Consider the following 23,885-nt stretch of genomic DNA (forward strand, 5'->3'; position numbering starts at 1 on the left):
GTCCGCGGGCCCATTGCCTCAATACCGCGCGGTTCGCGTCGGGTGGCACCGGCTGCGGCCGCGCCACGGGGTAATGGCACACTGTGATCCCGTGACTAACAGCCCGTTTCAGACTGCCACCGCCACGCTGCACACCAACCGCGGAGACATCAAGGTCGCCCTCTTCGGAAACCACGCGCCCAAGACCGTCGCCAATTTCGTCGGCCTGGCGCAGGGCACCAAGGATTACTCGACCCAAAATGCATCGGGAGGCACCTCCGGCCCGTTCTACGACGGCGCGGTCTTTCACCGGGTGATCAACGGCTTCATGATCCAGGGCGGTGACCCGACCGGCACCGGCCGCGGTGGGCCGGGCTACAAGTTCGCCGACGAATTCCACCCCGAACTGCAATTCGACAAGCCCTACCTGCTGGCGATGGCCAACGCAGGACCCGGCACCAACGGCTCACAGTTTTTCATCACCGTCGGCAAGACGCCGCACCTGAACCGGCGTCACACGATCTTCGGTGAGGTGACCGATCCGGAGTCGCAGCGTGTCGTCGACGCCATCGCGACCACACCCACCGACGGGAACGATCGGCCCACCGACCCGGTGGTGATCGAGTCGATCACCATCTCCTGAACCACCGCTCTACCCGCGCCCGGGGCCGGCGTAGCCGGCTGCGGTGAGGGCATCGAGCACGTTCAGCGGATCGGTCCCAAGGTCCCAACGGGACAAGATGAACAGTCGGTCGTTGACCGTCTCAATCTCGAGGAGTCGAACGTTGCGCGCGTAACGCCGGAACTGAGAGATCCGGATGATCTTGATGTCGAGCCGCCGCAATAACTGCGTCCGCAACCACCCCCGGATCGCCAGCCCGTCGCCGGTGATTGCCAGCTTCGGCCGTGCCCGCCAGGAAACACCGGCAAACAAGATCAAACCCAGTGCGGCAACCATGGCCATCACGCGCCCGGGCGGATCTGTGACCAAGGTCACAGACCCGATAGCCATCAATACGCCCGCAACGCCGCAGCCAGCGATTCCTGCCGCCGGAGGCGACCATTGTGTTTGCTGCATGCGCTATCCGGACCCTCCGACCACCGAAGACTCGGTTATCCACAGACGCTATCAACAGTGGGGATAAATCACATCCATGTGATTGACGAACCACAAGGTTGCTGGATCAGTAAAGAACCCCGCCTGAAATAAATTCATTTCGGCCGCGCTGTGGCTCAGTGCCACCGCATGGTGAGCAACAAACCGGTGATCATGAAAGCGAACGCGATGGCGTAGTTCCACGGGCCCAGATCCGCCATCCACTGCAGCGCCTTGGGGGCCTGACTGCCGAGGGCGGCCAACTGAAACACCATCAACCAGACGAGGCCGATCAGCATCAGCCCGATGAACAAGGAGACGAACCACACACTGGATGGTCCGACCTTCACTTTCACCGGTGTGCGGCTGACCGGCTTGACGGTGAAGTCGTTCTTCTTGCGGACCTTCGACTTGGGCATGTAGTACCTCGGATACCTCAACAACACGGTGAGCGGACAAAGTGCGACGATTGCGGTTGCAGTTGCAGCTGCAGCCAAAGCTTGGCTACGAGACTAACCCAACTGGCCTCGCGACCAGGAAACGGAGACGTGATGACCGATGAGCGCCGCTCGCCGTGGCGTTTCGGCGTTCCGCTGGTGTGCCTGCTCGCCGGCTTGTTGCTGGCCGCGACGCACGGGGTTTCCGGCGGTGCGGAGATTCGCCGCAGCGACGCGCCGCGGCTCGTCGATCTCGTCCGCCACGCCCAGTCGTCGGTGAACCGGCTGGATGCCCAGCGGGACGCGCTGACCAAACAGATCGAGACGGCACACATTCCGTCGTCGGATACCGCATTGGCGGCGATGCTCAGGCGGGCCGCCGAGCTGGCCGGTGAGGCGGGTATGAACCCGGTCCACGGCCCCGGCGTGGTGGTGACGCTCAACGACGCGCAGCGCGACGCCCATGGCCGCTTTCCCCGCGACGCCTCCCCTGACGACCTGGTGGTGCACCAGCAGGACATCGATGCCGTCTTCAACGCGGTGTGGAGCGCGGGCGCCGAGGCGATCCAGATGCAAGACCAGCGCATCATCGCGAGCTCGGTGGTGCGTTGCGTCGGCAACACGTTGCTGCTCAACGGACGCACTTACAGCCCGCCGTACACGATCACCGCGATCGGCAATCCCGCCGCCATGCAGGCAGCCTTGGCCGCGGCTCCGCTGGTGACCCTCTACAAGCAGTACGTGGTCCGGTTCGGATTGGGGTACCACGAAGAAGTCAAGTCCGACGTGCAGGTCGTCGGACATTCCGAACCGGTCCGGATGCATTTCGCGCAGCCGCTGGGGCCAGTGGGTTACTGAGGCCGGACGGTAACCTGTCACGATGCGGATTCTGGTCGTCGACAACTACGACAGCTTCGTGTTCAACCTGGTCCAGTACCTGGGCCAATTGGGCGTCGAGGCCGAAGTGTGGCGCAACGACGATGTCCGGCTCGCCGACGAGACCGCCGTCGCCGGGCAATTCGACGGTGTGCTGCTCAGTCCCGGCCCCGGCACGCCCGAACGCGCGGGGGCATCGGTGAGCATGGTCGAGGCGTGCGCCGCGGCGCGAACCCCGCTGCTGGGCGTGTGCCTGGGACACCAGGCCATCGGCGTGGCGTTCGGGGCCACCGTCGACCGCGCGCCCGAGTTGCTGCATGGCAAGACCAGCAGCGTCTACCACACGAATGTCGGTGTACTGCAAGGACTTCCGGACCCATTCACGGCAACCCGGTATCACTCGCTGACCATCCTGCCGGAGTCGCTACCGGCCGAGCTGGAGGTCACCGCCCATACCCGCAACGGGGTGATCATGGGCGTGCGGCACCGCGAGTTGCCGATTCACGGTGTCCAGTTCCATCCGGAGTCGATCCTGACCGAGGGCGGACACCGGATGCTGGCCAACTGGCTGACCTATTGCGGCTGGGCGCGCAACGACACGTTGGTGCGCCGGCTGGAAAACGAAGTGCTCACCGCCGTCCGGCCGCACCTGCCGCCCGCAGCGGCCGGCACAGCCGGGACTACTGACCGAACTTCAGCGTGATGATGCCGTCCCGGTTGACGCCGGAACCGGCGGGCGGACTCTGGTAGACGACCCGGTTGTGCTGGGATCCGCCGGCGTCGACGTCGGGCCCCTTGTCCAGCACCCCGGTCCAGCCCAGCGCGCGCAGCCGCGGTTCGGCGTCGGTCCAAAACATCCCGGACAGGTCGGGCATGACGAATTGGTTGCCCCTGGACACTTGTAGTTCGATCACCGAATCGACCGGAACGGTGGTGCCCGCGGGTGGGTTGGTGCCGACCACGTCACCCGCCGGCTTCGGGCTGTCCACCTGCGCTTGACTGAACTTGGTGAAGCCGTACACGTTGAGGTTCTTCTGCGCCAGGTCGACCGTCTGACCCGCGACGTCGGGAATCTGTTTGGCCTCGGGCCCGGAGCCGACGATGATCGTGATCACGTTGGTGATCGCCGAGGTCTGGTTGGCCGGCGGGTTGGTCCCGATGACCTTGCCCGCCATCTCCGGCGAGGAGGGCGAAGCGGCCTGCTTGAATTTGCTGAACCCGGCGGCGGTCAGCTTCTTGACCGCTTCGGCATAGGTCAGCGACGAGACATCGGGCAGCTCACGCTGCTCGGGTCCGGTGGAGACGTTGATGGTGATGTCGGCCCCCGCACCCACCGAGGTGTTGGCGCCCGGGTCGGTCCCGATGACGTGGTCGGGCGGGATCGTCGAGTCGGGTTTCTGCAGCGTGCGGGTTTTGAAGCCGCGGTTTTGCAGCGCGGCTATGGCGTCGGCGGAGGCTTGGCCACGCACGTCGGGCACCTGGACCTTGCGGGTGTTGCCGCCGAAGGTGTTGATGGCGATCGTGACGGCGATCGTCAGCACCGCCAGCACCGCGACCACGGCGACCCAGCGGCCCACCGAGGGGGTGGTGCGGTCACGATCGGTGTGGTCGAGGACCTGGCGAGGCAGCGGATCGGTGCGCGGACCGGCGGGATGTCCGGGTGTGGCCGCCAGCAACGAGCGTCGCTCGGCGCCGCTGAGCACCTTGGGTGCCTCCGGTGGCTCACCGTTGTGCACCCGGACCAGGTCGGCCCGCATTTCCGCGGCGGTCTGGTAACGGTTTTCCGGGTTCTTGGCCAGCGCCTTGAGGACGACGGCGTCCAGGTCGGCGGAGATGCCCTCATGGCGTTCCGAGGGCGGGATGGGGTCTTCGCGGACGTGCTGGTAGGCCACCGCCACCGGCGAGTCACCGGTGAACGGCGGTTCGCCGGTGAGGATTTCGTACAGCACACATCCCAACGAATAGACATCGGATCGCGCATCGACCGCATCACCGCGAGCCTGTTCGGGGGACAGATATTGCGCCGTCCCGATTACCGCGGCCGTCTGGGTGACGCTGTTGCCGCTGTCGGCGATCGCCCTGGCAATGCCGAAGTCCATCACCTTAACCGCATTGGTCGAGCTGATCATGATGTTGGCCGGCTTTACGTCACGATGGATGATGCCGTTTTGGTGGCTGAAGTTCAGCGCCTGGCAAGCATCGGCGATCACCTCGATGGCCCGCTTCGGCGGCATCGGGCCTTCGGTGTGCACGATGTCACGTAGGGTGACGCCGTCGACATACTCCATGACGATGTAGGGCAACGGACCGGCGGATGTTTCGGCTTCGCCGGTGTCGTACACCGCCACGATCGCCGGGTGGTTCAGCGCCGCCGCGTTTTGTGCCTCCCGCCGGAAGCGCAGGTAAAAGCTGGGGTCGCGGGCTAGATCGGCGCGCAGCACCTTCACCGCCACGTCCCGGTGCAGACGCAGATCGCGGGCCAGGTGAACTTCGGACATTCCCCCGAAGCCGAGGATGTCGCCCAGTTCATAGCGATCGGACAGGTGCCGAGGGGTGGTCATCGCGATGTCTCGTATCGGTCCAGCGACGCATGGTGAGTCGGCCGCAGCGCGACAGTCCGGCCGAGTTGGTCTGCCCGGCTCGCCCCCGGCGGCTGGAAGCGCCCCCACTGGGAGCCGTCATGGCCGGCATCGTCGAACGGGCCGAAACCCGTCCCACCGAGTCGCAAACCCCGACCGGTGGGCGTCTGGCTGGCCGGCGGGCTTCCGGTGTCGGTCACGGTCGGGGGCGGTAGCTGCGGCTGGTTGTCGCCACGCGAATTGATGACGATGAGCACCGCGATGATGATGGCCAGCGCCCCGAGGACGCCGGCAGCCCACAACAGCGCCCGCTGGCCCGACGAGAACGTACGCCGCGCGGGTGGCCGGTTTCCTCCGGTCGCCGGCCGGGAGCGACGCGGGGCCGTGGCCCGGCTGGTGGGGTTGCCCGCGATCCGGGCCGGCGCGCTAGACGGAATCGCTGCCGGCGCGGCCCGCCCGGGCGGCGGTGACTGGCTGGGCCGCGGCGGTCGCCGGCCGGCCCGCACCGCAGCGACGGCGTCGGCGAACGGTCCCCCACTGCGATAGCGCATCTGGGGGTTTTTCACCAGCGTGATCTCGATAAGTTCTCGCACATTGGGCGGCAGTTCGGCGGGCAGTGGCGGCGGCGGTTCCTTGATGTGCTTCATTGCCACCGTCAGGGCGCCGTCACCGGTGAACGGCCGTTTACCCGAAACCGCTTCGTAGCCAACAACTCCCAACGAATATACGTCACTGGCCGGGGTCGCGTCGTGACCCAGAGCTTGTTCGGGTGCGATGTATTGGGCGGTGCCCATCACCATTCCGGTCTGCGTCACCGGCGCCGCGTCGACGGCCTTGGCGATCCCGAAGTCCGTGATCTTCACCTGGCCGGTGGGCGTGATCAAGATGTTGCCCGGCTTGACGTCGCGGTGCACCAGCCCGGCCGCGTGCGCAACCTGAAGAGCGCGGCCGGTCTGCTCGAGCATGTCGAGCGCATGCCGCAGTGACAGCCGGCCGGTGCGCTTGAGCACCGAATTCAGCGGCTCCCCGTTGACCAGCTCCATCACCAGGTAAGCGGTGCGACCCTCGCCGTCCATCTGGCTCTCGCCGTAGTCGTGCACGGCCGCGATCCCCGGGTGGTTCAGCATGGCCGTGGTACGGGCCTCGGCCCGGAACCGTTCGATGAACTCCGGATCGGATGAGAACTCGTTCTTGAGCACCTTGACGGCCACCCGCCGACCCAGCCGGCTGTCGACCGCTTCCCAGACCTGCCCCATGCCGCCGGTGGCGATGAGCCGCTGCAGGCGGTAGCGGCCGGACAGCGTCATACCAACTCGGGGACTCATGGGCCCCCCTGCAGCGCAGCCTCGATCACGGCCCGTCCGATCGGTGCGGCCAGCGCGCCACCGGTCGCGGACAGACGATCGCCCCCGTTCTCCACAAACACCGCGATGGCAACCCTCGGCGCCTGTGCCGGCGCGAAGGCGATGTACCACGCATGGGGCGGAGTATGACGGGGGTCTGTGCCGTGCTCTGCGGTACCCGTCTTGGATGCGATCTGCACGCCGGGGATGGCCCCTTTCTGCTGTGTGACTTTCTCGGCGCCGACCATCAGCTCTGTTAGCTTAGCGGCGACCTGCGGCGACACCGCGCGCCGCTGCTGATATGGCGCAGTGGTGCTGATGTTGGCCAGGTCGGGCCCGCGGAGGTTGTCCACCAGGTAGGGCCGCATGGTGATCCCGCCGTTGGCGATGGTCGCCGCGACCTCGGCGTTCTGCAGTGGGGTCAGGGCGACGTCCTTCTGCCCGATACTGGTCATACCCAATGCGGCGGTATCGGCGATCGGGCCGATGGTCGACTCGGCCACCTGCAGCGGTATCGGGTCCGGTGAAGTGTCCAGGCCGAACGCCTGCGCCGTGCTGCGCAGCGCGGCTGCGCCGGTAAGCATGCCCAACTGGACGAATGCGGTGTTGCACGACTTGGCGAATGCCACGCTCAGCGACACGGTCGGCTCGGCGCCGCACGTCGTGCCGCCGTAGTTCTCCAATGTCGCCGTGCTTCCGGGCAGCGGGATCTCGGCGGCGGCGGTCAGCTGCTCGGTGTCGGTGGCTCCGGCCTGTAGCGCGGCCGCGGTGGTGATCACTTTGAAGGTGGAACCCGGCGGGTACGTTTCGGCGATGGCGCGGTTGGTCAGCGGCGAGTCGGGGTTGTCGCGAAGCCGCTGCCAGGCTTGGGCCTGGACCTCGGGATCGTGCGACGCGAGCAGGTTGGGGTCATAGGACGGCGACGACACCAGCGCCAGGATCTTGCCGGTCGACGGCTCCAGCGCCACCACCGCGCCTTTGCAGGGACCGCCGCAGCCCTGTTGCATCGCGTCCCAGCCGGCCTGTTGGACGCGGGGGTTGATAGTGGTGTCGACATTGCCGCCGCGCGGGTCGCGCCCGGTGAAGAAGTCGGCCAGTCGGCGGCCGAACAACCGCTCGTCCGACCCATTCAGCAGCGGGTCCTCGGCGCGTTCCAGACCGGTACTGGAATAACGCAGCGAGTAGAAGCCGGTGACCGGCGCGTACACCTCGGGGTTGGGATAGACCCGCAGGAAACGGAAGCGGCTGTCGGTGGCCACCGAGTAGGCCAGTAGTTGCCCGCCCGCGGTGATCTGGCCGCGCTGGCGCGAGTACTCGTCGAGCAGGACCCGCTGATTACGCGGATCGGCGCGCAACCCGTCGGCGGTGAAGACCTGCGTCATCGTGGCGTTGAGCAGCAGTAGCACGATCAACGCCATCACGGTCACCGAGATCCGGCGCAGAGAGGCGTTCATACCCGCTCGATCACCTCGGTACCGGCCGCCGCGATCGGCGTCGTATTTCGGGCGCGGGTGCGCAGCGGACGTCGGGCCCCGTGTGAGATGCGCGCCAGTATGGCCAGCAGCACATAGTTGGCCAGCAGCGACGACCCACCGTAGGACATCCACGGTGTGGTCAGCCCGGTCAGCGGAATGAGCTTGGTGACGCCGCCGACCACGATGAACAGCTGGATGGCCAGCGTCGATGCCAGACCCGCGGCCAGCAGTTTGCCGAAGCTGTCGCGGGTGGCGATCGCGGTGCGCAGGCCACGGATGATGACGATTGTGTACAGCATCAAAATGGCGGCCAGACCGACCAACCCGAGTTCCTCGCCGAAGGCGGCGATGATGAAGTCCGTCGATGCCGCGGGCACGGTATCGGGTTGACCGTTGCCCAGTCCGGTGCCGAAGATGCCGCCGGTGGCGAAGCTGAACAGCGATTGCACCATCTGGAAGCCGCTGCCCTCGGGGTCGGCGAACGGATCCCACCAGGTCTGCACCCGGACCCGGACGTGGCTGAAGACGAAGTACGCCACGACGCTGCCCGCCGCGAACAGGGCCAGACCGATGACGACCCAGCTGAACTTCTGGGTGGCCAGGTAGACGACCACCAGAAACGACGCATACAGCAGCAGCGACGTGCCGAGGTCCTTCTCGAAGACCATGACACCCACCGAGATCGCCCAGGCCGCCAACAGTGGCGCAAGGTCCCGCGGACGCGGCAGGTTCATGCCCATCAGGTGCTTACCGGCACTGGTGAACAGCCGGCGCTTGGCGACCAGCACCGCGGAAAAAAAGATCAGCAGCAAAATCTTGGAGAATTCGGCCGGCTGAATCGAGAAGCCGGGCAGGCGAATCCAGATTTTCGCGCCGCCCTGCTCGGACAAACGTGCGGGGAGCAGTGCGGGTATTGCGAGCATGACCAGACCGGCGAACCCGCAGGTGTAGCCGTAGCGGGCGAGCTGGCGGTGATCCTTGAGAAAGGTCACCACCAGCGCGAACGAAGTCACGCCGACAAGGGTCCACAGCATCTGCTGGTTCGCGCTGGGATGATTGTGGTGGCCGACTTCGTCGTCGACGAGGTCGAGGCGGTGGATCATCACCAGGCCCAGCCCGTTGAGCAGCGCCACCACCGGCAGCAGCAGGGGGTCGGTGAACGGGGCGGAGCGCCTGATAGCCAGGTGCGCGAAGCCGAACAGCGTCAGGAAGGCCAGCCCGTAGCTGGCCAAATCCCAATGGAGGCTGCGATCTTGGTTGGCTTCCACGATCAGCAGCGCGGCGACGGTGATCACCGCGGCGAAGCACAACAGCACCAGTTCGGCGTTGCGCCGGGTCGGCAACGGGGGCGTCACCGTCACCGGCGCCTGCAGCGGTGCCGTCATGCCGCCGCCCGGCAGTCAATGCCTGGCTGCGGAGGAGGTGGCGGAAGTGCGGTCACGGGCGGCGATGTCGTTGACGGTGACGTGGGCGCTGTCGGCGAAGTGCTCGCGTGGTTGGGGCCGGCGCTTCCGGAAGTGGTGGGTGGGGCCCCGGCGGAGGAAGTGGTGGTTGGGGATGCTGGCGAGGATGTGACGCTCGGTTCGGGGGTGCCGCTGGCGGTGGTCGGGGTAAGTGGCCCGGGCGGCGACTCGGGCGGCGACGTCGCGCGCGGCGGCGGACACGGTGGCAGCAGGGAATTGGCGGCCAGTTCACGCAGCTGAGTGATGGCGCCGTCCAGGGAGCCGGTCGGAAGTCCGGCCTGCACTTGCGCGCGTTCGGACGGGCGCAGATCCTCCAATTTCATCAGGTGGCAGTCGAGGTGGTCCAGGGATTGGCCGTAGCTGATCTGGGACAGGTCATTGCGTGCGTTCAAACAACCCAGCAGGTACGGCTCGTGCAGGGGCATGCCCAACAGGGACCCTTGGATCCCGCGCATGATCGACACCGTGCCGTGGTATTCGGCGACGTAATAGTTGTTGCGGATGATCGCGCGACCGATGAACAGCGCCGCGACAACCAGGACCGCCGCCAGGACGGCGACAAGCATGATCCGCCTACGCGACCACCGATGCCGATGGAAAGTCTCGGCCGACGGCGGAACCCGCTTGACGGCTTCTTTGCGGGGGGTTATCGCAGAGGCTCGTCCCGCGGCCGTGTTCGGCAGCGTCAGTTGGTCGTCGTCACCGGATACCGCTCCGGCCAGAATCGGCTGGGTCTGCCCGTACTCGTAGTCGACGACGTCGGCCACCACGACGGTCACGTTGTCCGGGCCGCCACCGCGCAGCGCGAGTTCGATAAGGCGGTAGGCGCTTTCGGCGACGTCGGGGATCTTCAGGGCCTCGTGGATGGTCTCGTCGCTCACCGGGTCGGACAGCCCGTCCGAGCACAGTAGGTAGCGGTCACCGGCCCGGACTTCGCGCATGGTCAGGGTGGGTTCGACCTCGTGACCGGTCAACGCCCGCATGATCAGGGATCGCTGGGGGTGGCTGTGTGCCTCTTCCGCGGTGATCCGGCCCTCGTCGACCAGGGTTTGGACGAACGTGTCGTCCTTGGTGATCTGGGTCAGCTCACCGTCGCGCAACAGATAGCCGCGGGAGTCACCGATGTGCACCAGACCGAGCCGGTTGCCGTCGAAGAGGATCGCGGTGAGGGTGGTCCCCATGCCCTCGAGGTCGGGCTCCATCTCGACCTGGGCGGCGATGGCCGAGTTGCCGGCGCGAACCGCGGCCTCGAGCTTGCCGAGCAGGTCACCACCGGGCTCGTCGTCGTCGAGATGGGCCAGCGCGGCGATGACCAGTTGGGATGCCACTTCGCCGGCGGCGTGACCCCCCATGCCGTCGGCCAGCGCCAGCAGCCGCGCGCCGGCGTAGACGGAGTCTTCGTTGTTGGCGCGTACCAGGCCGCGATCGCTGCGGGCCGCATATCGCAGGACCAGGGTCACGAGCGCCGCTCTCCCCCGCCAGCAGGTGGGGGTGCCTCAGCCGGATGGGGGGGCGCCCCCACCTCATCGCTGCGTCCCCCGCAAGCGGGTGGTGCCCCCAGTGCATCGTCGCCGGCGCGGGTCACGGGCGCAACTCGATTGCCGTCTTGCCGATCCGAACCGGCACCCCAATCGGAACTCGTACCGCAGTCGTCACCTTTGCCCTGTCAAGGTAAGTGCCGTTGGTCGATCCTAAGTCCTCGACGTACCATTCCGATCCCCGCTGAGAGAGCCGTGCGTGCCGTGTCGAGGCGTAGTCGTCGGTCAACACCAGGGTGGAGTCGTCGGCGCGCCCGATCAACACCGGCTGTCCGCTCAACGTGATACGCGCGCCCGCCAGCGCGCCCTCGGTCACGACGAGGTAGCGGGCCGTCTGCCTGCGCTGGCGCGACGGTAGTAGCGTGCCGCGCAACGCCAGCCCGCGGCGCACCATCACGGCGCCGGTGGGTGCGTAGATGTCGGTGCGCAGCACCCGCAGCACCGACCAGATGAACAGCCATAGCAGCATTAAGAAGCCGGCACGCGTCAGTTGCAGTACTAACCCCTGCATCTGGCGTCCTTTCCGTCCTGGCGTCCGTCCTGGCGCTGCCAGCCCCGTGCCGGTGATGCCGAGAAGTTCAGCAAAGTCACGATACTGGTCGGGCGGTCGGTGCGAGGTAAGCGAGGCAGCATTGTGCCCAGAGGGCTCAGTGAATGCGGACGATGATCTCGGAATGGCCCAAGCGGATCACGTCGCCGTCGGCCAATTGCCACTCCTGTACCGGTGCGTTGTTGACGGTCGTGCCGTTGGTGGAGTTCAGGTCCGTCAGCAGCGCGACCTGCCCGTCCCAACGGATCTCCAGGTGCCGGCGTGAGACGCCGGTGTCGGGCAACCGGAACTGGGCGTCCTGTCCGCGCCCGATGATGTTGGAGCCGTCGCGCAGCTGATAAGTACGGCCACTGCCATCGTCGAGCTGCAGGGTCACCGTATTTCCGGGTGATCCGTAGCCGCCTTGCCCATAGCCGCCGTAGCCGCCCGCCGGCTGGCCATAGTCGGGAGCAGCCGACTGGCCGTAGTCGTAGTCGCGAGCCGGCTCGGCGTACCCGCCAGCCTGGGCGGGGTAGCCGCCGGGGGCCGGAGTTTCGGCGTACTGGGTGTAGTCGCCTGATCCGTACTCCTGACGGCCGTATCCGCCGCCACCCTGTTGATAGCCCTGGTCGTAGCCGCCCTGCTCGTAGCCGGCGCCCTGGTCGGGATATGCCGGCCGCTGTGGTTCCGGCGGGGCCTGTGGCGGAGCGCCAGGACCACCGGGAGCGCCGTAACCACCGTCCTCCTGGCGCGCGGGTTCGCGGCCGTAGTCGCCGTAGCCCCCGTAACCGGGCTGGCCGCCGGGTGGTTGGCCGTAGCCGCCGCCGGGTGGTTGGCCATAGCCGCTCGGCGGTTGTCCGTACCCGCCGGGTGGTTGGCCGTAGCCGCCGCCGGGTGGCTGGCCGTAGCCGCCGCCCTGGCGGTAACCCTGGTCGTAGCCGGGGCCGGAGTAGCCGGGCGGACGCTGCTCGTACGACGAGGGGTAGCCGCCCTGATCCTGGTAGCCGCGTTGTTCGGGGTAGCCGCCCTGATCTGGGTAGCCCTGTTCGGGGTAGCCGCCTTGGTCTTGGTAGCCGCGTTGTTCGGGGTAGCCGCCGCCCTGGTCCGGCTGACGAGGTGGCGGCGGGTATCCGGGCTGGGGCGGGTAGCCGCCGCCTTCCGGCGGATATCCGCCGCGCGGGTCCGGCCCGCCAGGCGAGCCGCTGCGCGGCTCCTCTTGCGGACGGGCGTAGCGGTCGTCGTAGTACTCGTCGGGCCCCTGCCCCGGACCGCCGCGGTAGCTCGAATTGTCAGTCATCGGTGGTACTCCTGGTTCTGCGCCAAACGCGTGGTTCGATTGTGGCCGGGCGTAAGCGGTGACCGTCCGGCGGGGCTCGACGTCGGGGTTAACAGTCCCGCGGGCGCGGAACTGGCCGGTATGCAGGTTCGGCGATTGCTCGAACCGGACCACCACATCACCATACGTTTGCCACCCCTGTTCTTGGATATAGTCCGCCAAGTACCGAGCAAATGCCTTCGACGTGAGATCCGGGTCTGCACCCAATTTCTCCGAGTCGTGCACACTGAGGGTAATGATGTACTCGTTGGGCGCCAAAAGGCGATTTCCCTCGAGTGAGCGCACACCGTCCGCGGCTTCCCGTCGCAACAGGGCTTCTACCTCTTGCGGGACGATCGATCCCCCGAACATCCGGGCAAATGCATCCCCGACGGTTGACTCGAGTTTGCGCTCGATGCGCTGAACCAGGCCCTTCTGGCTACCCATTTTTCAGCGCTCGCCTCACTAGATTCTGGTCATCGTCGGCGCGAGGCAAACGACTCGCCCGCATCTCGTGGTCACAAAACATGCTATCGGGACACCGTGACGCAGTGGCACCGTGAGAATCCTGAGAAAACATCGGGCAGGTAAGAGCCCGGTGCCAAGGACCGAGCGAGTCCCGCTCCGCCCGAGCCCACTGCCCCTCCACGGGTTGTGACCTGCCGGCGGCGGTTGGGGCGTGCGGCTACTACAGTGGTATGGTCCTCCGGTTGTTTCGGGCGAGTGGCGGAATGGCAGACGCGCTGGCTTCAGGTGCCAGTGTCCTTCGGGACGTGGGGGTTCAAGTCCCCCTTCGCCCACACTGTTGCGAGTGAACCGCGCCGGGGGTGTCGAATAGTGCACCCCGCCGCGGTTTATCCACCGTCTCCATGAGCTGGAGATCCTCGCCGAGAAGAGGTGCCGGTGAGTCATGGCCAAGTGCCCGGCGGGGTGGTGCATGGGCTGCCCGCCGACCTGCGTAACGCGTTGATCGCCAACGCCACGGCTCTGGCTGCGTGGAATGACATCACGCCGTTGGCGCGCAACGAGTTCATCTGTTGGGTCGAGGACGCCAAGCAACCGACGACCCGAGAGCGGCGCATCCGCCGGACCCAGGAGGAGCTGGAAGAAGGCAAGCGGCGTCCCTGCTGCTGGCCCGGGTGCCGGCATCGCGAACGTACTGGCAGGTAACCGCCTTTTTCGGAACGCATTCCTGGTTGCGAGCCGCTCCCCGCGCCCGATCGCGGCATCGCCGCCTCAATTGCGGCTCGACGCCGCCGCTGTCTGGCACCGCCGCTAGCGGTGCGTCAGGACACGGCCGGCGGTCACGGCGACCGTCGCCTTGGCCCGAGTAGACGCAATGGCGACATCGATGGCCACCTTCGTCAACAGCGTCTACCGTCTATCCGTCTATGGCGAAAATGCGCGTCGGCCGTTTTAGCGACGACTATCGAAGGAGCCGCAGAGTTGGACATCGATCCCGCCGCCACCGCGTGGCTGCTGGCCAGCACCGCACTCGTGCTGCTGATGACGCCCGGGCTGGCGATTTTCTACGGGGGCATGGTCCGCACCACCGGCGTGCTCAACATGATCATGATGAGCTTCATCTCCATACCACTGGTGACGGTGGCATGGTTGCTGGTCGGTTACAGCCTGGCGTTCTCCGATGGCGGCGCGGGCGGATTTCTGGGCGGACTGGCGCACGCCGGGATGCTCGGCATAAGCCCGCAGACTCTGCACGGGTCGGTGCCGGAACTGCTGTATGCCACCTTCCAGCTGAGCTTCGCGATCATCACCGCCGCCCTGGTCAGCGGCGCCATCGCCGACCGGGCCAAGTTCGCGGCCTGGATGGTGTTCGTGCCCATCTGGGCGGTGGCGGTGTATTGCGTTATCGCGCACTGGGTGTGGGCACCGAGCGGGTGGCTGTTGAAGATGGGGGTGCTCGACTATGCGGGCGGGCTGGTCGTCGAGATCGTCTCGGGTTCCTCGGCGCTCGCATTGGCGTTGGTATTGGGTCCGCGCATCGGTTTCAAGGTAGAAGCCATGCGCCCGCACAACCTACCGTTCGTGCTCCTCGGCGTGGGACTGCTGTGGTTCGGCTGGTTCGGGTTCAACGCCGGTTCGGCGCTGGCCGCCAACGGACTGGCCGCCGCGATCTTCCTCAACACCTTGGTCGCCGGCTGCCTGGGCATGCTGGGATGGCTTGCGGTGGAACAGTTCCGGGACGGCAAGCCGACCACCTTCGGCGCCGCCTCCGGTGTGGTCGCCGGCTTGGTGGCGATCACGCCGTCGTGCGGCACGGTGAACACCCTGGGCGCCGCCGTCGTCGGTCTGATGGCCGGCGTCGTGTGCTCCTTCGCCATCGCGGTGAAGTTCAAACTCAACTACGACGACTCTCTTGACGTCGTGGGGGTGCACTTCGTCGGCGGAGTGGTCGGTGTGCTGCTGATCGGGCTGCTCGCCACCGCGGTGATGACCCAAGGCCCGAAGGGACTCTTCTACGGGGGCGGGCTGGGTCAACTCGGCAAGCAGGCGCTGGCGATGGTGGTGGTAGCACTCTACGCGTTCGCGGTCAGCTACGTGCTGGCCCTGCTGATCGAGCGTTCCATGGGGTTCCGACTCAGCCGAGAGGACGAGGTGAGCGGTGTCGACCTCACCCAACACGCCGAGACGGCCTATCCGGAGGGCGTCTACGGGCACCAGGCCCCCCGGCGCCCGTCGTTGGGCAGCGGGTCTCGCCCGCGGTCGAACGAGGACGACGACACCTGAGCCGCGCCTGCGCTATCGGGGTCGGCGTGCTTTTCGCTGACTGCGACTCGCGGACCGATCGGTCGGTATCGGTTTAGCCGATCCGCTGGCGGGTTAATTGGCGTGAGGTAGCGAAAAACTCGCCCGCGGCCGTGCGCATGGTCCAGCACCCCGGATGGCCGAAGGGGCCGACGCGCCGGGGGGATAGCCGATGACCGGGTTCGCTGTGGCCAGGGCCGGGGTCCTGAGGCAGGCCAGGTCATGACGGCGCCGGACTGGATGGCCTGGATGGCATTGCCACCCGAGGTGCATTCCGCGCAGTTGTCCAGTGGACCCGGCCCGGGTGCGTTCCTGGCCGCCGCGGGGGCCTACCAGGTGCTCAGCGCCGAGTACGGTTCGGCTGTCGGCGAACTCGCGGCCGTACTGAACGCGGTCCAGGGCGGTTCGTGGCAGGGTCCGACCGCCGAAGAGTACGTCGCTGCGCACGCCCCCTACCTGGTTTGGCTCGAGCAGGCCCGCGGCAAGAGCATTGCCGCAGGGCTACAGCACCAGCTCGCCGCCCAGGCCTACACGGCAGCGCTGGCGAGCATGCCGACCCTGGCGGAGCTGGCCGCCAACCACGTTGTTCATGGTGTGCTGGTCGCGACCAATTTTTTCGGGATCAACACGATCCCGATCGCGCTCAACGAGGCGGATTACTTCCGCATGTGGGTTCAGGCCGCCACCACCATGAGCATCTATCAAGCGGTGTCGAACGTTGCCGCGGACTCCGTCCCGGCCACATCGCCCGCCCCGCCGCTACTCAAGGCGGATACCAGCGACGCCGCCGACCCCGCGCAGTTGACGGCCCTGGCATCGGCCACCGACGCCGGCAACCAATTGAACCTCGCGGACCTGGTTTCGCAACTACTGCAGGCATACATCAACTACGTCGAGCAACTCTATGCGCCGATCATCGATTTCTTGCAGGACCCGGTGGGCAACGGCATGCAGTTGATCACCGATTTCTTGACCAATCCGTCGCAGGCGTTGGTCGCGTGGGGGCCGTTCCTGTTCGCCGTTGCCTACCAGGCCTTCTCTTGGGTCGGGGCGTCACTCACCTATCCCCAACTGATACTCGACCCGCTGCTGGGGACGATTCTGCGGGTAGTGATCGGCGTGGGTGAACAGCTCCTGGTTCAGGTTCCGGCGGCAGCCGCAGCGGGTGACCTCGCCGGCGGGGCCGGGGGGTCCGTGGCGCCAGCCGCGTACCCGGTGGCCTGGCCGGCGGTGGGTGTGGCTTCGAGCGTGACCGCTCCGGTCGCCGCGCCGGCTGCCTCGGCAGCGGCGAGTGCCGGCACTGCGCCCGCTGCACCGGCGGCTCCGGCGGCGGTGACTTATGCCGTGGGCGGCTTCGACCCTGACGAAGGTTTTCCTCCCGCGTTGACCCATAACAGCGGCGCCAAGGTGCCGTCGGTCGGTGTGCCCGCCCCGGCCGCGGCGGTCTCGGCGCGCGAACAACGGCGTGCTCGTCGCCGACGTAAGACGACGGAGCCGCAGCGTCAGTACGCCGACGAATTCATGGATATGGACGGCGACGCCGGGAACGACCTCCGCGAAGATCTCCCTGAAGACGTTGAAGACCTGCGCGCCGCCGCATCCAGCCGCGGTGCGGGCGCGATCGGCTTCGGCGGCACCGCCGCCAAGGGCAACGCCGATGCGGCCGGATTGGTCACGCTGCCCGCCCACAGCTTCGACGACGGTCCGGCCAGCCCGATGCTGCCGGCCACGTGGGACGCCGACGGCTCGCAGGCGCGGACTTAGACGGTGTCGGTGATGTCGGCGTATTCGGGATGTTTGTTGAGCACGGTGACGACCATGGAGCAGACCGGGACGATGCGCTTGCCGTCCGCTCGCGCCTCCTCCAGCGCCCTCTCGACGAGAATGGTCGCCAGCCCGCGACCGCCGAACTTCGGGTCGACTTCGGTGTGGTCGAAGACCCGCTGACTGCCACGGTCGAGGTAGCTGGCGAAGCCAACGGTTCTACCCCCAACCGCGATCGTGTACCTGCCCGGCTCGGCGGTGACCGTGGTCTCCGCACCGGTCTTGTCGGTGGTCATCCGGCATCCTTTCGGTTCGGTACTTGCCTGGGAAGCAGCCGGGTAGCGGGCAGTGGCGGGGCAGGCAGCCGAGCCAGCGTGCCCTGGTATCCCGTGACGGCGCCGAAGCGTTCGTCGCGGGCCTGCCACAGCTGCCGATAGGTGACGATCTCATCGTGGTTGCGCCCGACGAAGTTCCACCACATCACCAATTCCTCGGTGAAGGGCGTGCCGCCCAGCAGCAGCACCCGCCCGGGCTGGCCCCCGGCGTTGGCCATGTGCAGGGTGTTGCGACCCGGGCCTTGGTAGCCCAGGTCGCCGACCGCGAGCGCAGTCTGGCCGATCTCGATCTCGCCGGCATCGCAGAGCACTCCGTGCTCGAATGCCGGGTCGACGTCGACGTCCAGCGCAGCGTTGGAGTCCAGATCGACCTGGGCGCCCAGCAGCGGCGTGAACGTGTGTGCCGGCGAACGGCTTCCGGCAAGCTCGCCCAGAAAGACCCGCGCTTGGGCGCCCGGCAGTGCAATCGGTTCGGGCGCGTAGTGCGCGAAGTCTCGCCCGGTGTGGCGCGCTGCGTCAGGCAGGGCCACCCACAGCTGGGCGCCGTGCAGGACCGAATCCGGGCCGGAGGGAATTGACACTTCGGAATGACAGATCCCCGCGCCCGCGGTCATCAGGTTCAGCTCGCCGGGCCGGATTATCGCGTGCACACCCGCGCTGTCACGGTGTTCCACCTCGCCGCTGAACAACCAGCTCACCGTTTGCAGCCCGGTGTGCGGATGAGGTGCGACGTCCATACGCGCGGCGCGTCCGGTCACGGGGCCGTAGTGGTCGAGAAAACACCAGGCGCCGATCAGTGATCGCTGCCGCTGCGGCAGGGTGCGTTGTACGGGGATCGCCCGTGGTCCGCCCAATGGAACTTCGCGCGGGTGCAGCACTTCGATACCCGTGGTCTGGGAAGCGCGACAGGCAACTTCAGTCGGTGCGGCTTCGAGGTTGCTCATCGTCGCCCTTCGTCGTGCGCTGTCCGGCCCGATGCCGCGACCCTACGCCGGCTCACCGGCCCGGCGGCCGCAGTACCTTCATGGCCGCCCGCATCACCGGTTCGGGGAGCCGGTCCTGCATCGACAGCGCCGCGTCGGCGGCGCGCGATCTCAGCGGCGTGCCCCGACCGAAGATCCGGTTCAGCGGTCCACCGGACGGTTCGAGCACAACATGTAGTGGCGGGGTGCCGACGGCAGCGCCGAGCGCGTTCGAGATGACCATCCGCTGGATTTCGCTGGTGCCCTCGAAGATGGTGTACAGCTTGGCATCTCGATACCACTTTTCCACCGGGTGATCGGTGATGTAGCCCCAGCCGCCCATGGTTTGGATGGCGCGTTCGGTGGCCTTGACGGCGATCTCGCTAGCGGCCAGCTTCGACATCGAGCCCTCGCCCCGCTCGAAGGATACTCCGTTGGCCGCCATCCAGGAGGCCCGCCACGTCAGCAGTCGGGCGGCGTCGATCTGAGTTGCCAAGTCCGCCAATGGAAATGCGATGCCTTGGTTGTCGATGATGGGCCCGCCGAACGCCTCGCGCTCGGTGGCATACGATGTCGCGTACTCCAACGCGGCGCGGGCAATCCCGATAGCCTGGGCGGCCACCATGGGGCGGGTCTGCTCGAAAGTGCCCAAAGTCGCCGAGCTGGAACGCTTTCCACCGGCAACGAGTTCGCGGGCTTTGGCAAGTTTGTGTTCGAGCTTTTCCTGCCCGCCGAGCAGGTTGGCGCCCGGGACGCGGGCGCCGTTGAATCGCAACTCGGCGGTGTGCGAAGCGCGACAACCCAGCTTGTCGAGCTTTCGCACCAGTTCCAGTCCCGGCGTGCCGCCGGGGACCACGAACAGCGCCTGACCCCGGTGGCCGAGATCCTCGTCGACCACGGCATTGACCACGTGCACGTTGGCGATTCCCCCGTTGCCGATCCACATCTTGTGTCCGTCGATGATCCAGTCGTCACCGTCGCGACGGGCACGGGTACGCAGATTGCGGACGTCGCTGCCGCCCTCGGGTTCTGAGATCGCCAACGCCGCGAGTTTCAGATCACCTGGGGTGCCGAAACATTCCGGCGCCCACTGCAGCATCTGTTCCGGGGAGGCGGCCTGGCCGATGGCCGACAGCGCCAGCGCGGGCATAACGATCGCCAGGCCGATTCCGGCGCATCCCCAGAACAGCTCCTCCATGAACATAGGTAGCGACAGGCCCGTCGGATCGCCGATCAGATCCCGGTAGAACAGCGGGCTGTAGAACCCGCGCCGGGCCGCCTCCTCGAGCACCGGCCAGGGAAACTCCTGGCGCTGGTCGTAATCGAGCGCCACCGGCCGAATCACCTCTTCGGCGAACTCGTGCGTGCGCCGGGCCAGATCGTGTTGTGCTGCGGTCGGTGTCAGGTCGAACGTCATGGAGCGCCTTCGGGGTCGAACTCTCGGTTACCCCGATCTACCCCGAAAGCCAACTCAGCAAACTGCTTGGCCTCGTCATCCCGCTACGCCGCGGAGCGGGGGCCTACCTGTGTCGCCGGCAGGTGCAACACCACCGCGGTCACCGGCCGGGCGTCGCGTTCAGTGCGTGCCAGCAGAGCAGCGTTCTCCGGCAGTTGTCTGGCATTGATCTCGCCGGCGGCGATCCGCCGCAGTACCTCGTGAGCCTGAGCCAGTTGCGTCCGCTTGCGGTACTGGCCCCCGGGAAGTTTGACACCGGCCCACACGCCGTACTCCTCGCGATACTTGACGGCCCGTTCGGCGCACAACCGTTGCTGCGCCAGTGGGCAGCGGCGCAAGCACTGAATTCGAGCCTCGGTGGCGGACCGCTCATAGGCGCGAGCCTTCGCCGCGCCGTCGCCGCTGTCGTCGTCGGGGTAGCCGAACCACAGTTCCGGGTTGCCTGTGCACGGGGTAGCCATGTCTCTTGTCTCCTTCTCCGCCGAAACGTAGGCAAAAGCGTATACACAGCGGCGCGCGTCTGGCAAGCGAAACGTGACAAAAACGTATATATAAGCGACGACGGGCCGCACGTGTGTAATATCCGGCTATGGCCGGAGCCTGCGGTGAGCCGTGAATCGGCTGGCGCGGCCATCCGCGCACTGCGCGAGTCGCGCGACTGGTCGCTTGCCGACCTGGCCGCCGCAACGGGCGTCAGCATCATGGGGCTCAGCTATTTGGAGCGCGGCGCTCGCAAGCCGCATAAAGGTACAGTTCAGAAGGTCGAAAACGGACTTGGCCTGCCTCCCGGCACCTATTCTCGGTTGTTGGTCGCCGCAGATCCCGATGCCGAGCTGGCGCGGCTCATGGCAGCCCAGCCGCCTGCGGCAGCGTCGCCGCGACGCCCCGGCACCGTGGTGGTCGACCGTCACAGTGACACCGAGGTGCTCGAGGCTTACGCCGAAGCCCAGCTCGATACCCTCAGGTCCGTCATCGATAGACTGCCGGCGACCACATCAAATGAATATGAGACGTATATTCTCTCCGTGGTCTCACAGTGCGTGAAGGCGGAGATGCTAGCAGCAAGCTCCTGGCGGGTGGCGGTCAACGCCGGTTCAGAGTCCAGCGACCGACTGATGCAACATCTGCAGTCGCTCGAGGCCATGCGCAGCACGCTGCTGGAGCGGATGTCGACCAGCTTGAGCGCGCGATTCGATCGGGCATGCGCGCAGTCACCGCTACCGGAAGCCGTCATCGCTGCGCTGATCGGAGTGAGCACCGACGAAATGTGGGATATCCGCAATAGAGGAGTCATCCCCCCGGGCGCGCTGCCCCGTGTCCGGGCCTTTGTGGACGCAATGGCGGCCGCCGAGGCCATGGAGACGGCGGCCCCTGACCAGACACACCACAACGGCGGAGAACAAGACCGGTGAGCCACACCGAAATCGAAGTATTGAGTCGCGCCCACCGGCTTTTCGACGGCAGTGGTCTAAGCGGTCTCCCACCCACGCTGAACGTTGAGACCGCACACCACGAGCAACTCCTGCACCGCGCCGCCGGTCTCAATATCGATGCTTCCCGCGGTCGGTATGAACGCCGGGCAACCGACGGCAGGGACGCCCTGTTGTCTGCGGCTCGAACGGATGCGTCCGTTGCCGCGGTCATTGCCGATGCGCACCGGGACCGGGACCGGGCTCGCCGGGTGACCGGAAGCATCGTCGAGCAGGCCCGCGCGGATGCGGCCGTGACCCCGGCGACGCCAATGGCCCAGCGCGAGGCCATCCGTCGGCGCGTCGCACGGTTGCGCGCGCAACAAGCGCATGTCTTGTCGGCCCGCCTTCGGGCGCGACGGCATCGGGCCGCGCTGCGCGCGCTGTGGTACCGGATGTCGCGATACGGCAACCGGGCAACGGGTGCCCGAGCCGGGATCGCCGTGCGGGCCGCGTTGTCACGGCTGGGCTGCCCGTATGTGTGGGGCGCGACGGGACCCGGCCAATTCGACTGTTCCGGGTTGGTCCAATGGGCCTACGCACAGGCGGGCATTCAGCTGGAGCGCACGACCTATCAACAGATACGCGACGGGATAGCGGTGCCGCGTTCCCAGGTGCGACCCGGTGATCTCGTCTTTCCGCATCCGGGACACGTCCAGCTGGCGATTGGCAACAACCTGGTCGTCGAGGCGCCGTACTCGGGTGCTTCGGTGCGGGTGAGCCGGTTGGGCAGCGACGTGCAGATCCGCAGACCGCTGTGAGTGATTAGCGCCCGGTCGGGCGGGCAGAATGGGAAGGTTGAACCCATGTCGGAGCAAGCGGGATCGTCGCCGGATGCCATCGCGGCACGGCAGGCGGTGCTGGGTTCGCAATACCAGGCGATAACCGAAGCCGACCGTGTGCTGGCCGAGGCTCTCGCCAGCGCACATGCCACGATGCGGGAGAGCATCCGTCGGCTGGACGCGATTGCGGCCGACATCGAGCGTGCCGTTTCGGACCAGGCTGAGCTCGCCGTCGACACCCCCCTGGGAGCCCGCGAGTTTCAGCGATTCCTGCTCGACAAGCAACGCGAGATCACCACGATCGTGGCCGGTGCCCGCGAACTCGATCACACCAAAAGTGCTGTGCTGGCCCGATTGCTGGCACAGTATGCCGGCCCCGCGGGTTAGCCGCGCACCGGCGAACCGAGGTGAATTGTGGGCGCCCGAGCGCCTGGGTACTGTCACGCGGCATGGCAGGGTCGCGTGATCGCCCGCAGCGGGGTGAATCTGCATCCGCACCGCCGGATAGCGGTCAGGCAACGGCCGCCGATGCGATCGCAGGAGCGGAAGCCGCGCTGGCACATCAGAATTCGGTGAGTTCGCAGCTCGACCTGCAAGTTGTTTCGGCGATCCTGAACGCACACCTGACCGCTGTCGAGGGTCGCGACGCGCTCAACCAACTTCAGCAGGAGACCGAAGCGGCGGTCCGGACGCGATCGGATCTGGACACACCGGCGGGAGCCCGTGATTTCCAGCGGTTCCTGATCGGCAAGCTCAGAGATATCCGTGAGGTGGTCGCCAACGCCAGCCTCGATGACACGTCGAAGGCGACCCTGATGGCGGCGTGGACGTCGCTGTACAACGCCTCGAAGAACGAGGCCGGGGCGGTCGGGCCGGGGCCGGCGACGCCCGCACGCGCGGCCGGCGATGGTGGGGGTCAGCTGGCGGATCTGCTGTCTGACGACCCGCTTCTCGATTCGTTGTTGTTCGACGATCCGGCGTTGCCGGACGGGGAGGCCCCGATGCCCGGCGGCAGTTCCCCGGCGCCGCAGATGGCGCCGACGACGCCCGGCATACCCAACCTCGGCGGCGTACCTATGCCGGGGTTACCGACAGGGGCAACCTCGCCGATGCCCGGCCTCGGTTGGGGCGGGTCTCCCCTTTCGGGATTGCTCCGGGGATCTGAACCGGGGCTCGCCGACCGCGACGAACGCGAACTGGATTCCGGCGATCCCGACCACGAGCGAGCCGGCCACGCTGATGACCCCACAGAAAACCGGGAAGACCGGGGAGACACCGACGCGCAACCATCACCGGACAAGCCGGACTCGCCACCGACCGGTCCGACGGCCGTCACGTTGCCCAACGGTGAGACGGTCACCGCCGCCAACCCCCAACTGGCAGCGGCCATCAAGGCCGCAGCCGGCGGAGTGCCGATCCCAGATGCGTTCCAACAGCAGGGAATTGCCCTGCCGCCGCCGGGCACGCCGGTCACCGACCCGATAGACCCGGCTCGGCTCGAACCTGGAGACATCGGCTTCTTCGTCGATCGGCATACGCTCGCTCTTGGCCGCGACAAGGCACTGCTCGACGGCCAGATTCAACAGGTTTCCAGCATCGGCGGGCCAAGCTTCCTAGGCTGGGAGCATCCGCCCGCCACGGCGACTTCGACCGGGCCGGCCCGGGCCGGCGTACCGACACCGACCCGGCCGGCGGCTCCCTCGGCCGCTTCGCAATACTGA

Annotated in this window: 23 protein-coding genes and 1 tRNA gene; 11 read left to right on the forward strand and 13 right to left on the reverse strand. The window is 67.0% G+C overall.

Annotation, left to right across the window (positions count from 1 at the left end):
- Positions 1-73: 73 nt before the first annotated feature.
- On the forward strand, positions 74-622 hold the full coding sequence (locus MKAN_RS14215) for a peptidylprolyl isomerase (RefSeq protein ID WP_023369051.1): 549 nt from the start codon (positions 74-76) through the stop codon (positions 620-622).
- A gap of 9 nt (positions 623-631) precedes the next feature.
- On the opposite strand, the gene MKAN_RS14220 is transcribed toward MKAN_RS14215, so the two are convergent.
- Both MKAN_RS14220 and crgA read right to left on the reverse strand, forming a co-directional pair.
- A complete protein-coding gene (locus tag MKAN_RS14220; RefSeq protein ID WP_023369054.1) occupies positions 632-1,057 on the reverse strand; it encodes a PH domain-containing protein in 426 nt (141 codons plus the stop codon).
- A 155-nt stretch (positions 1,058-1,212) separates the two neighbouring features.
- Positions 1,213-1,494 (reverse strand): cell division protein CrgA, encoded by a 282-nt coding sequence (crgA, locus tag MKAN_RS14225; protein WP_023369055.1) that lies wholly within the window; start codon positions 1,492-1,494, stop codon positions 1,213-1,215.
- 132 nt (positions 1,495-1,626) lie between these two features.
- On the opposite strand from crgA, the gene MKAN_RS14230 reads away from it, so the two are divergent.
- On the forward strand, positions 1,627-2,370 hold the full coding sequence (locus MKAN_RS14230) for a DUF881 domain-containing protein (protein WP_023369057.1): 744 nt from the start codon (positions 1,627-1,629) through the stop codon (positions 2,368-2,370).
- 22 nt (positions 2,371-2,392) lie between these two features.
- A complete protein-coding gene (locus tag MKAN_RS14235) occupies positions 2,393-3,091 on the forward strand; it encodes an aminodeoxychorismate/anthranilate synthase component II (RefSeq protein ID WP_023369059.1) in 699 nt (232 codons plus the stop codon).
- Here the strand turns inward: MKAN_RS14235 and pknB are convergent.
- The 7 genes from pknB to MKAN_RS14270 form a co-directional block, all read right to left on the reverse strand.
- The gene (gene pknB / locus MKAN_RS14240) at positions 3,069-4,949 is read right to left on the reverse strand and encodes a Stk1 family PASTA domain-containing Ser/Thr kinase (RefSeq protein WP_023369061.1); all 1,881 of its coding nucleotides are present in this window, start codon (positions 4,947-4,949) and stop codon (positions 3,069-3,071) included. The genes MKAN_RS14235 and pknB overlap by 23 nt on opposite strands.
- Positions 4,946-6,292, reverse strand: a complete 1,347-nt coding sequence (locus tag MKAN_RS14245; RefSeq protein WP_080674083.1) for a serine/threonine-protein kinase — start codon at positions 6,290-6,292, stop codon at positions 4,946-4,948. The genes pknB and MKAN_RS14245 overlap by 4 nt, the downstream gene beginning before the upstream one ends.
- Positions 6,289-7,764 carry a D,D-transpeptidase PbpA gene (gene pbpA / locus MKAN_RS14250; RefSeq protein WP_023369063.1) on the reverse strand — a complete coding sequence of 492 codons (1,476 nt, stop codon included), beginning with the start codon at positions 7,762-7,764 and terminating at the stop codon, positions 6,289-6,291. Before pbpA ends, MKAN_RS14245 begins: the two co-directional genes overlap by 4 nt.
- Positions 7,761-9,170 carry an FtsW/RodA/SpoVE family cell cycle protein gene (locus MKAN_RS14255; protein WP_023369065.1) on the reverse strand — a complete coding sequence of 470 codons (1,410 nt, stop codon included), beginning with the start codon at positions 9,168-9,170 and terminating at the stop codon, positions 7,761-7,763. Before MKAN_RS14255 ends, pbpA begins: the two co-directional genes overlap by 4 nt.
- Entirely contained in the window at positions 9,167-10,708 is a 1,542-nt protein-coding gene (locus MKAN_RS14260) for a PP2C family protein-serine/threonine phosphatase (protein WP_023369067.1), read from the reverse strand. The genes MKAN_RS14255 and MKAN_RS14260 overlap by 4 nt, the downstream gene beginning before the upstream one ends.
- Before the next feature lie 121 nt (positions 10,709-10,829).
- Positions 10,830-11,297: an FHA domain-containing protein FhaB/FipA gene (locus MKAN_RS14265; RefSeq protein ID WP_023369070.1), complete on the reverse strand. Its 468-nt coding sequence runs from the start codon at positions 11,295-11,297 to the stop codon at positions 10,830-10,832.
- 136 nt (positions 11,298-11,433) lie between these two features.
- Positions 11,434-13,077 (reverse strand): DUF3662 and FHA domain-containing protein, encoded by a 1,644-nt coding sequence (locus tag MKAN_RS14270; RefSeq protein ID WP_023369072.1) that lies wholly within the window; start codon positions 13,075-13,077, stop codon positions 11,434-11,436.
- A gap of 270 nt (positions 13,078-13,347) precedes the next feature.
- Between MKAN_RS14270 and MKAN_RS14275 the strand changes: the two genes are divergently transcribed.
- The 4 genes from MKAN_RS14275 to MKAN_RS14290 all read left to right on the forward strand — a co-directional run bounded on the left by MKAN_RS14275 (position 13,348) and on the right by MKAN_RS14290 (position 17,160).
- A tRNA-Leu gene (locus MKAN_RS14275) sits at positions 13,348-13,430 on the forward strand.
- A gap of 103 nt (positions 13,431-13,533) precedes the next feature.
- A complete protein-coding gene (locus MKAN_RS14280; protein WP_036394950.1) occupies positions 13,534-13,800 on the forward strand; it encodes a YdeI/OmpD-associated family protein in 267 nt (88 codons plus the stop codon).
- 336 nt (positions 13,801-14,136) lie between these two features.
- Positions 14,137-15,378 (forward strand): ammonium transporter, encoded by a 1,242-nt coding sequence (locus tag MKAN_RS14285; protein WP_371685994.1) that lies wholly within the window; start codon positions 14,137-14,139, stop codon positions 15,376-15,378.
- Positions 15,379-15,618: 240 nt separating this feature from the next.
- A complete protein-coding gene (locus tag MKAN_RS14290; RefSeq protein ID WP_023369078.1) occupies positions 15,619-17,160 on the forward strand; it encodes a PPE family protein in 1,542 nt (513 codons plus the stop codon).
- Here MKAN_RS14290 and MKAN_RS14295 read toward each other — a convergent pair.
- From MKAN_RS14295 to MKAN_RS14310, 4 genes are all read right to left on the reverse strand, one after another.
- Positions 17,157-17,456 (reverse strand): GNAT family N-acetyltransferase, encoded by a 300-nt coding sequence (locus tag MKAN_RS14295; RefSeq protein ID WP_023369080.1) that lies wholly within the window; start codon positions 17,454-17,456, stop codon positions 17,157-17,159. The genes MKAN_RS14290 and MKAN_RS14295 overlap by 4 nt on opposite strands.
- The gene (locus MKAN_RS14300; protein ID WP_023369083.1) at positions 17,453-18,439 is read right to left on the reverse strand and encodes a pirin family protein; all 987 of its coding nucleotides are present in this window, start codon (positions 18,437-18,439) and stop codon (positions 17,453-17,455) included. The genes MKAN_RS14295 and MKAN_RS14300 overlap by 4 nt, the downstream gene beginning before the upstream one ends.
- Positions 18,440-18,491: 52 nt before the next feature.
- Positions 18,492-19,874 (reverse strand): acyl-CoA dehydrogenase family protein, encoded by a 1,383-nt coding sequence (locus MKAN_RS14305; protein WP_023369085.1) that lies wholly within the window; start codon positions 19,872-19,874, stop codon positions 18,492-18,494.
- Positions 19,875-19,957: 83 nt separating this feature from the next.
- Positions 19,958-20,374 carry a WhiB family transcriptional regulator gene (locus MKAN_RS14310; RefSeq protein WP_023369087.1) on the reverse strand — a complete coding sequence of 139 codons (417 nt, stop codon included), beginning with the start codon at positions 20,372-20,374 and terminating at the stop codon, positions 19,958-19,960.
- Positions 20,375-20,518: 144 nt separating this feature from the next.
- Here MKAN_RS14310 and MKAN_RS14315 point away from each other — a divergent pair, with 144 nt between their 5' ends.
- The 4 genes from MKAN_RS14315 (at position 20,519) to MKAN_RS14330 (ending at position 23,885) form a co-directional block, all read left to right on the forward strand.
- Positions 20,519-21,325, forward strand: coding sequence for a helix-turn-helix domain-containing protein (locus MKAN_RS14315; protein ID WP_023369089.1), 807 nt, complete (start codon positions 20,519-20,521; stop codon positions 21,323-21,325).
- A complete protein-coding gene (locus MKAN_RS14320; protein WP_023369091.1) occupies positions 21,322-22,143 on the forward strand; it encodes a C40 family peptidase in 822 nt (273 codons plus the stop codon). Before MKAN_RS14315 ends, MKAN_RS14320 begins: the two co-directional genes overlap by 4 nt.
- A 45-nt stretch (positions 22,144-22,188) precedes the next feature.
- Positions 22,189-22,551 carry a DUF4226 domain-containing protein gene (locus MKAN_RS14325; protein WP_023369093.1) on the forward strand — a complete coding sequence of 121 codons (363 nt, stop codon included), beginning with the start codon at positions 22,189-22,191 and terminating at the stop codon, positions 22,549-22,551.
- A 62-nt stretch (positions 22,552-22,613) separates the two neighbouring features.
- Positions 22,614-23,885 (forward strand): DUF4226 domain-containing protein, encoded by a 1,272-nt coding sequence (locus MKAN_RS14330; RefSeq protein WP_023369095.1) that lies wholly within the window; start codon positions 22,614-22,616, stop codon positions 23,883-23,885.

The organism is Mycobacterium kansasii ATCC 12478 (genome assembly GCF_000157895.3).
Lineage (GTDB): Bacteria > Actinomycetota > Actinomycetes > Mycobacteriales > Mycobacteriaceae > Mycobacterium > Mycobacterium kansasii.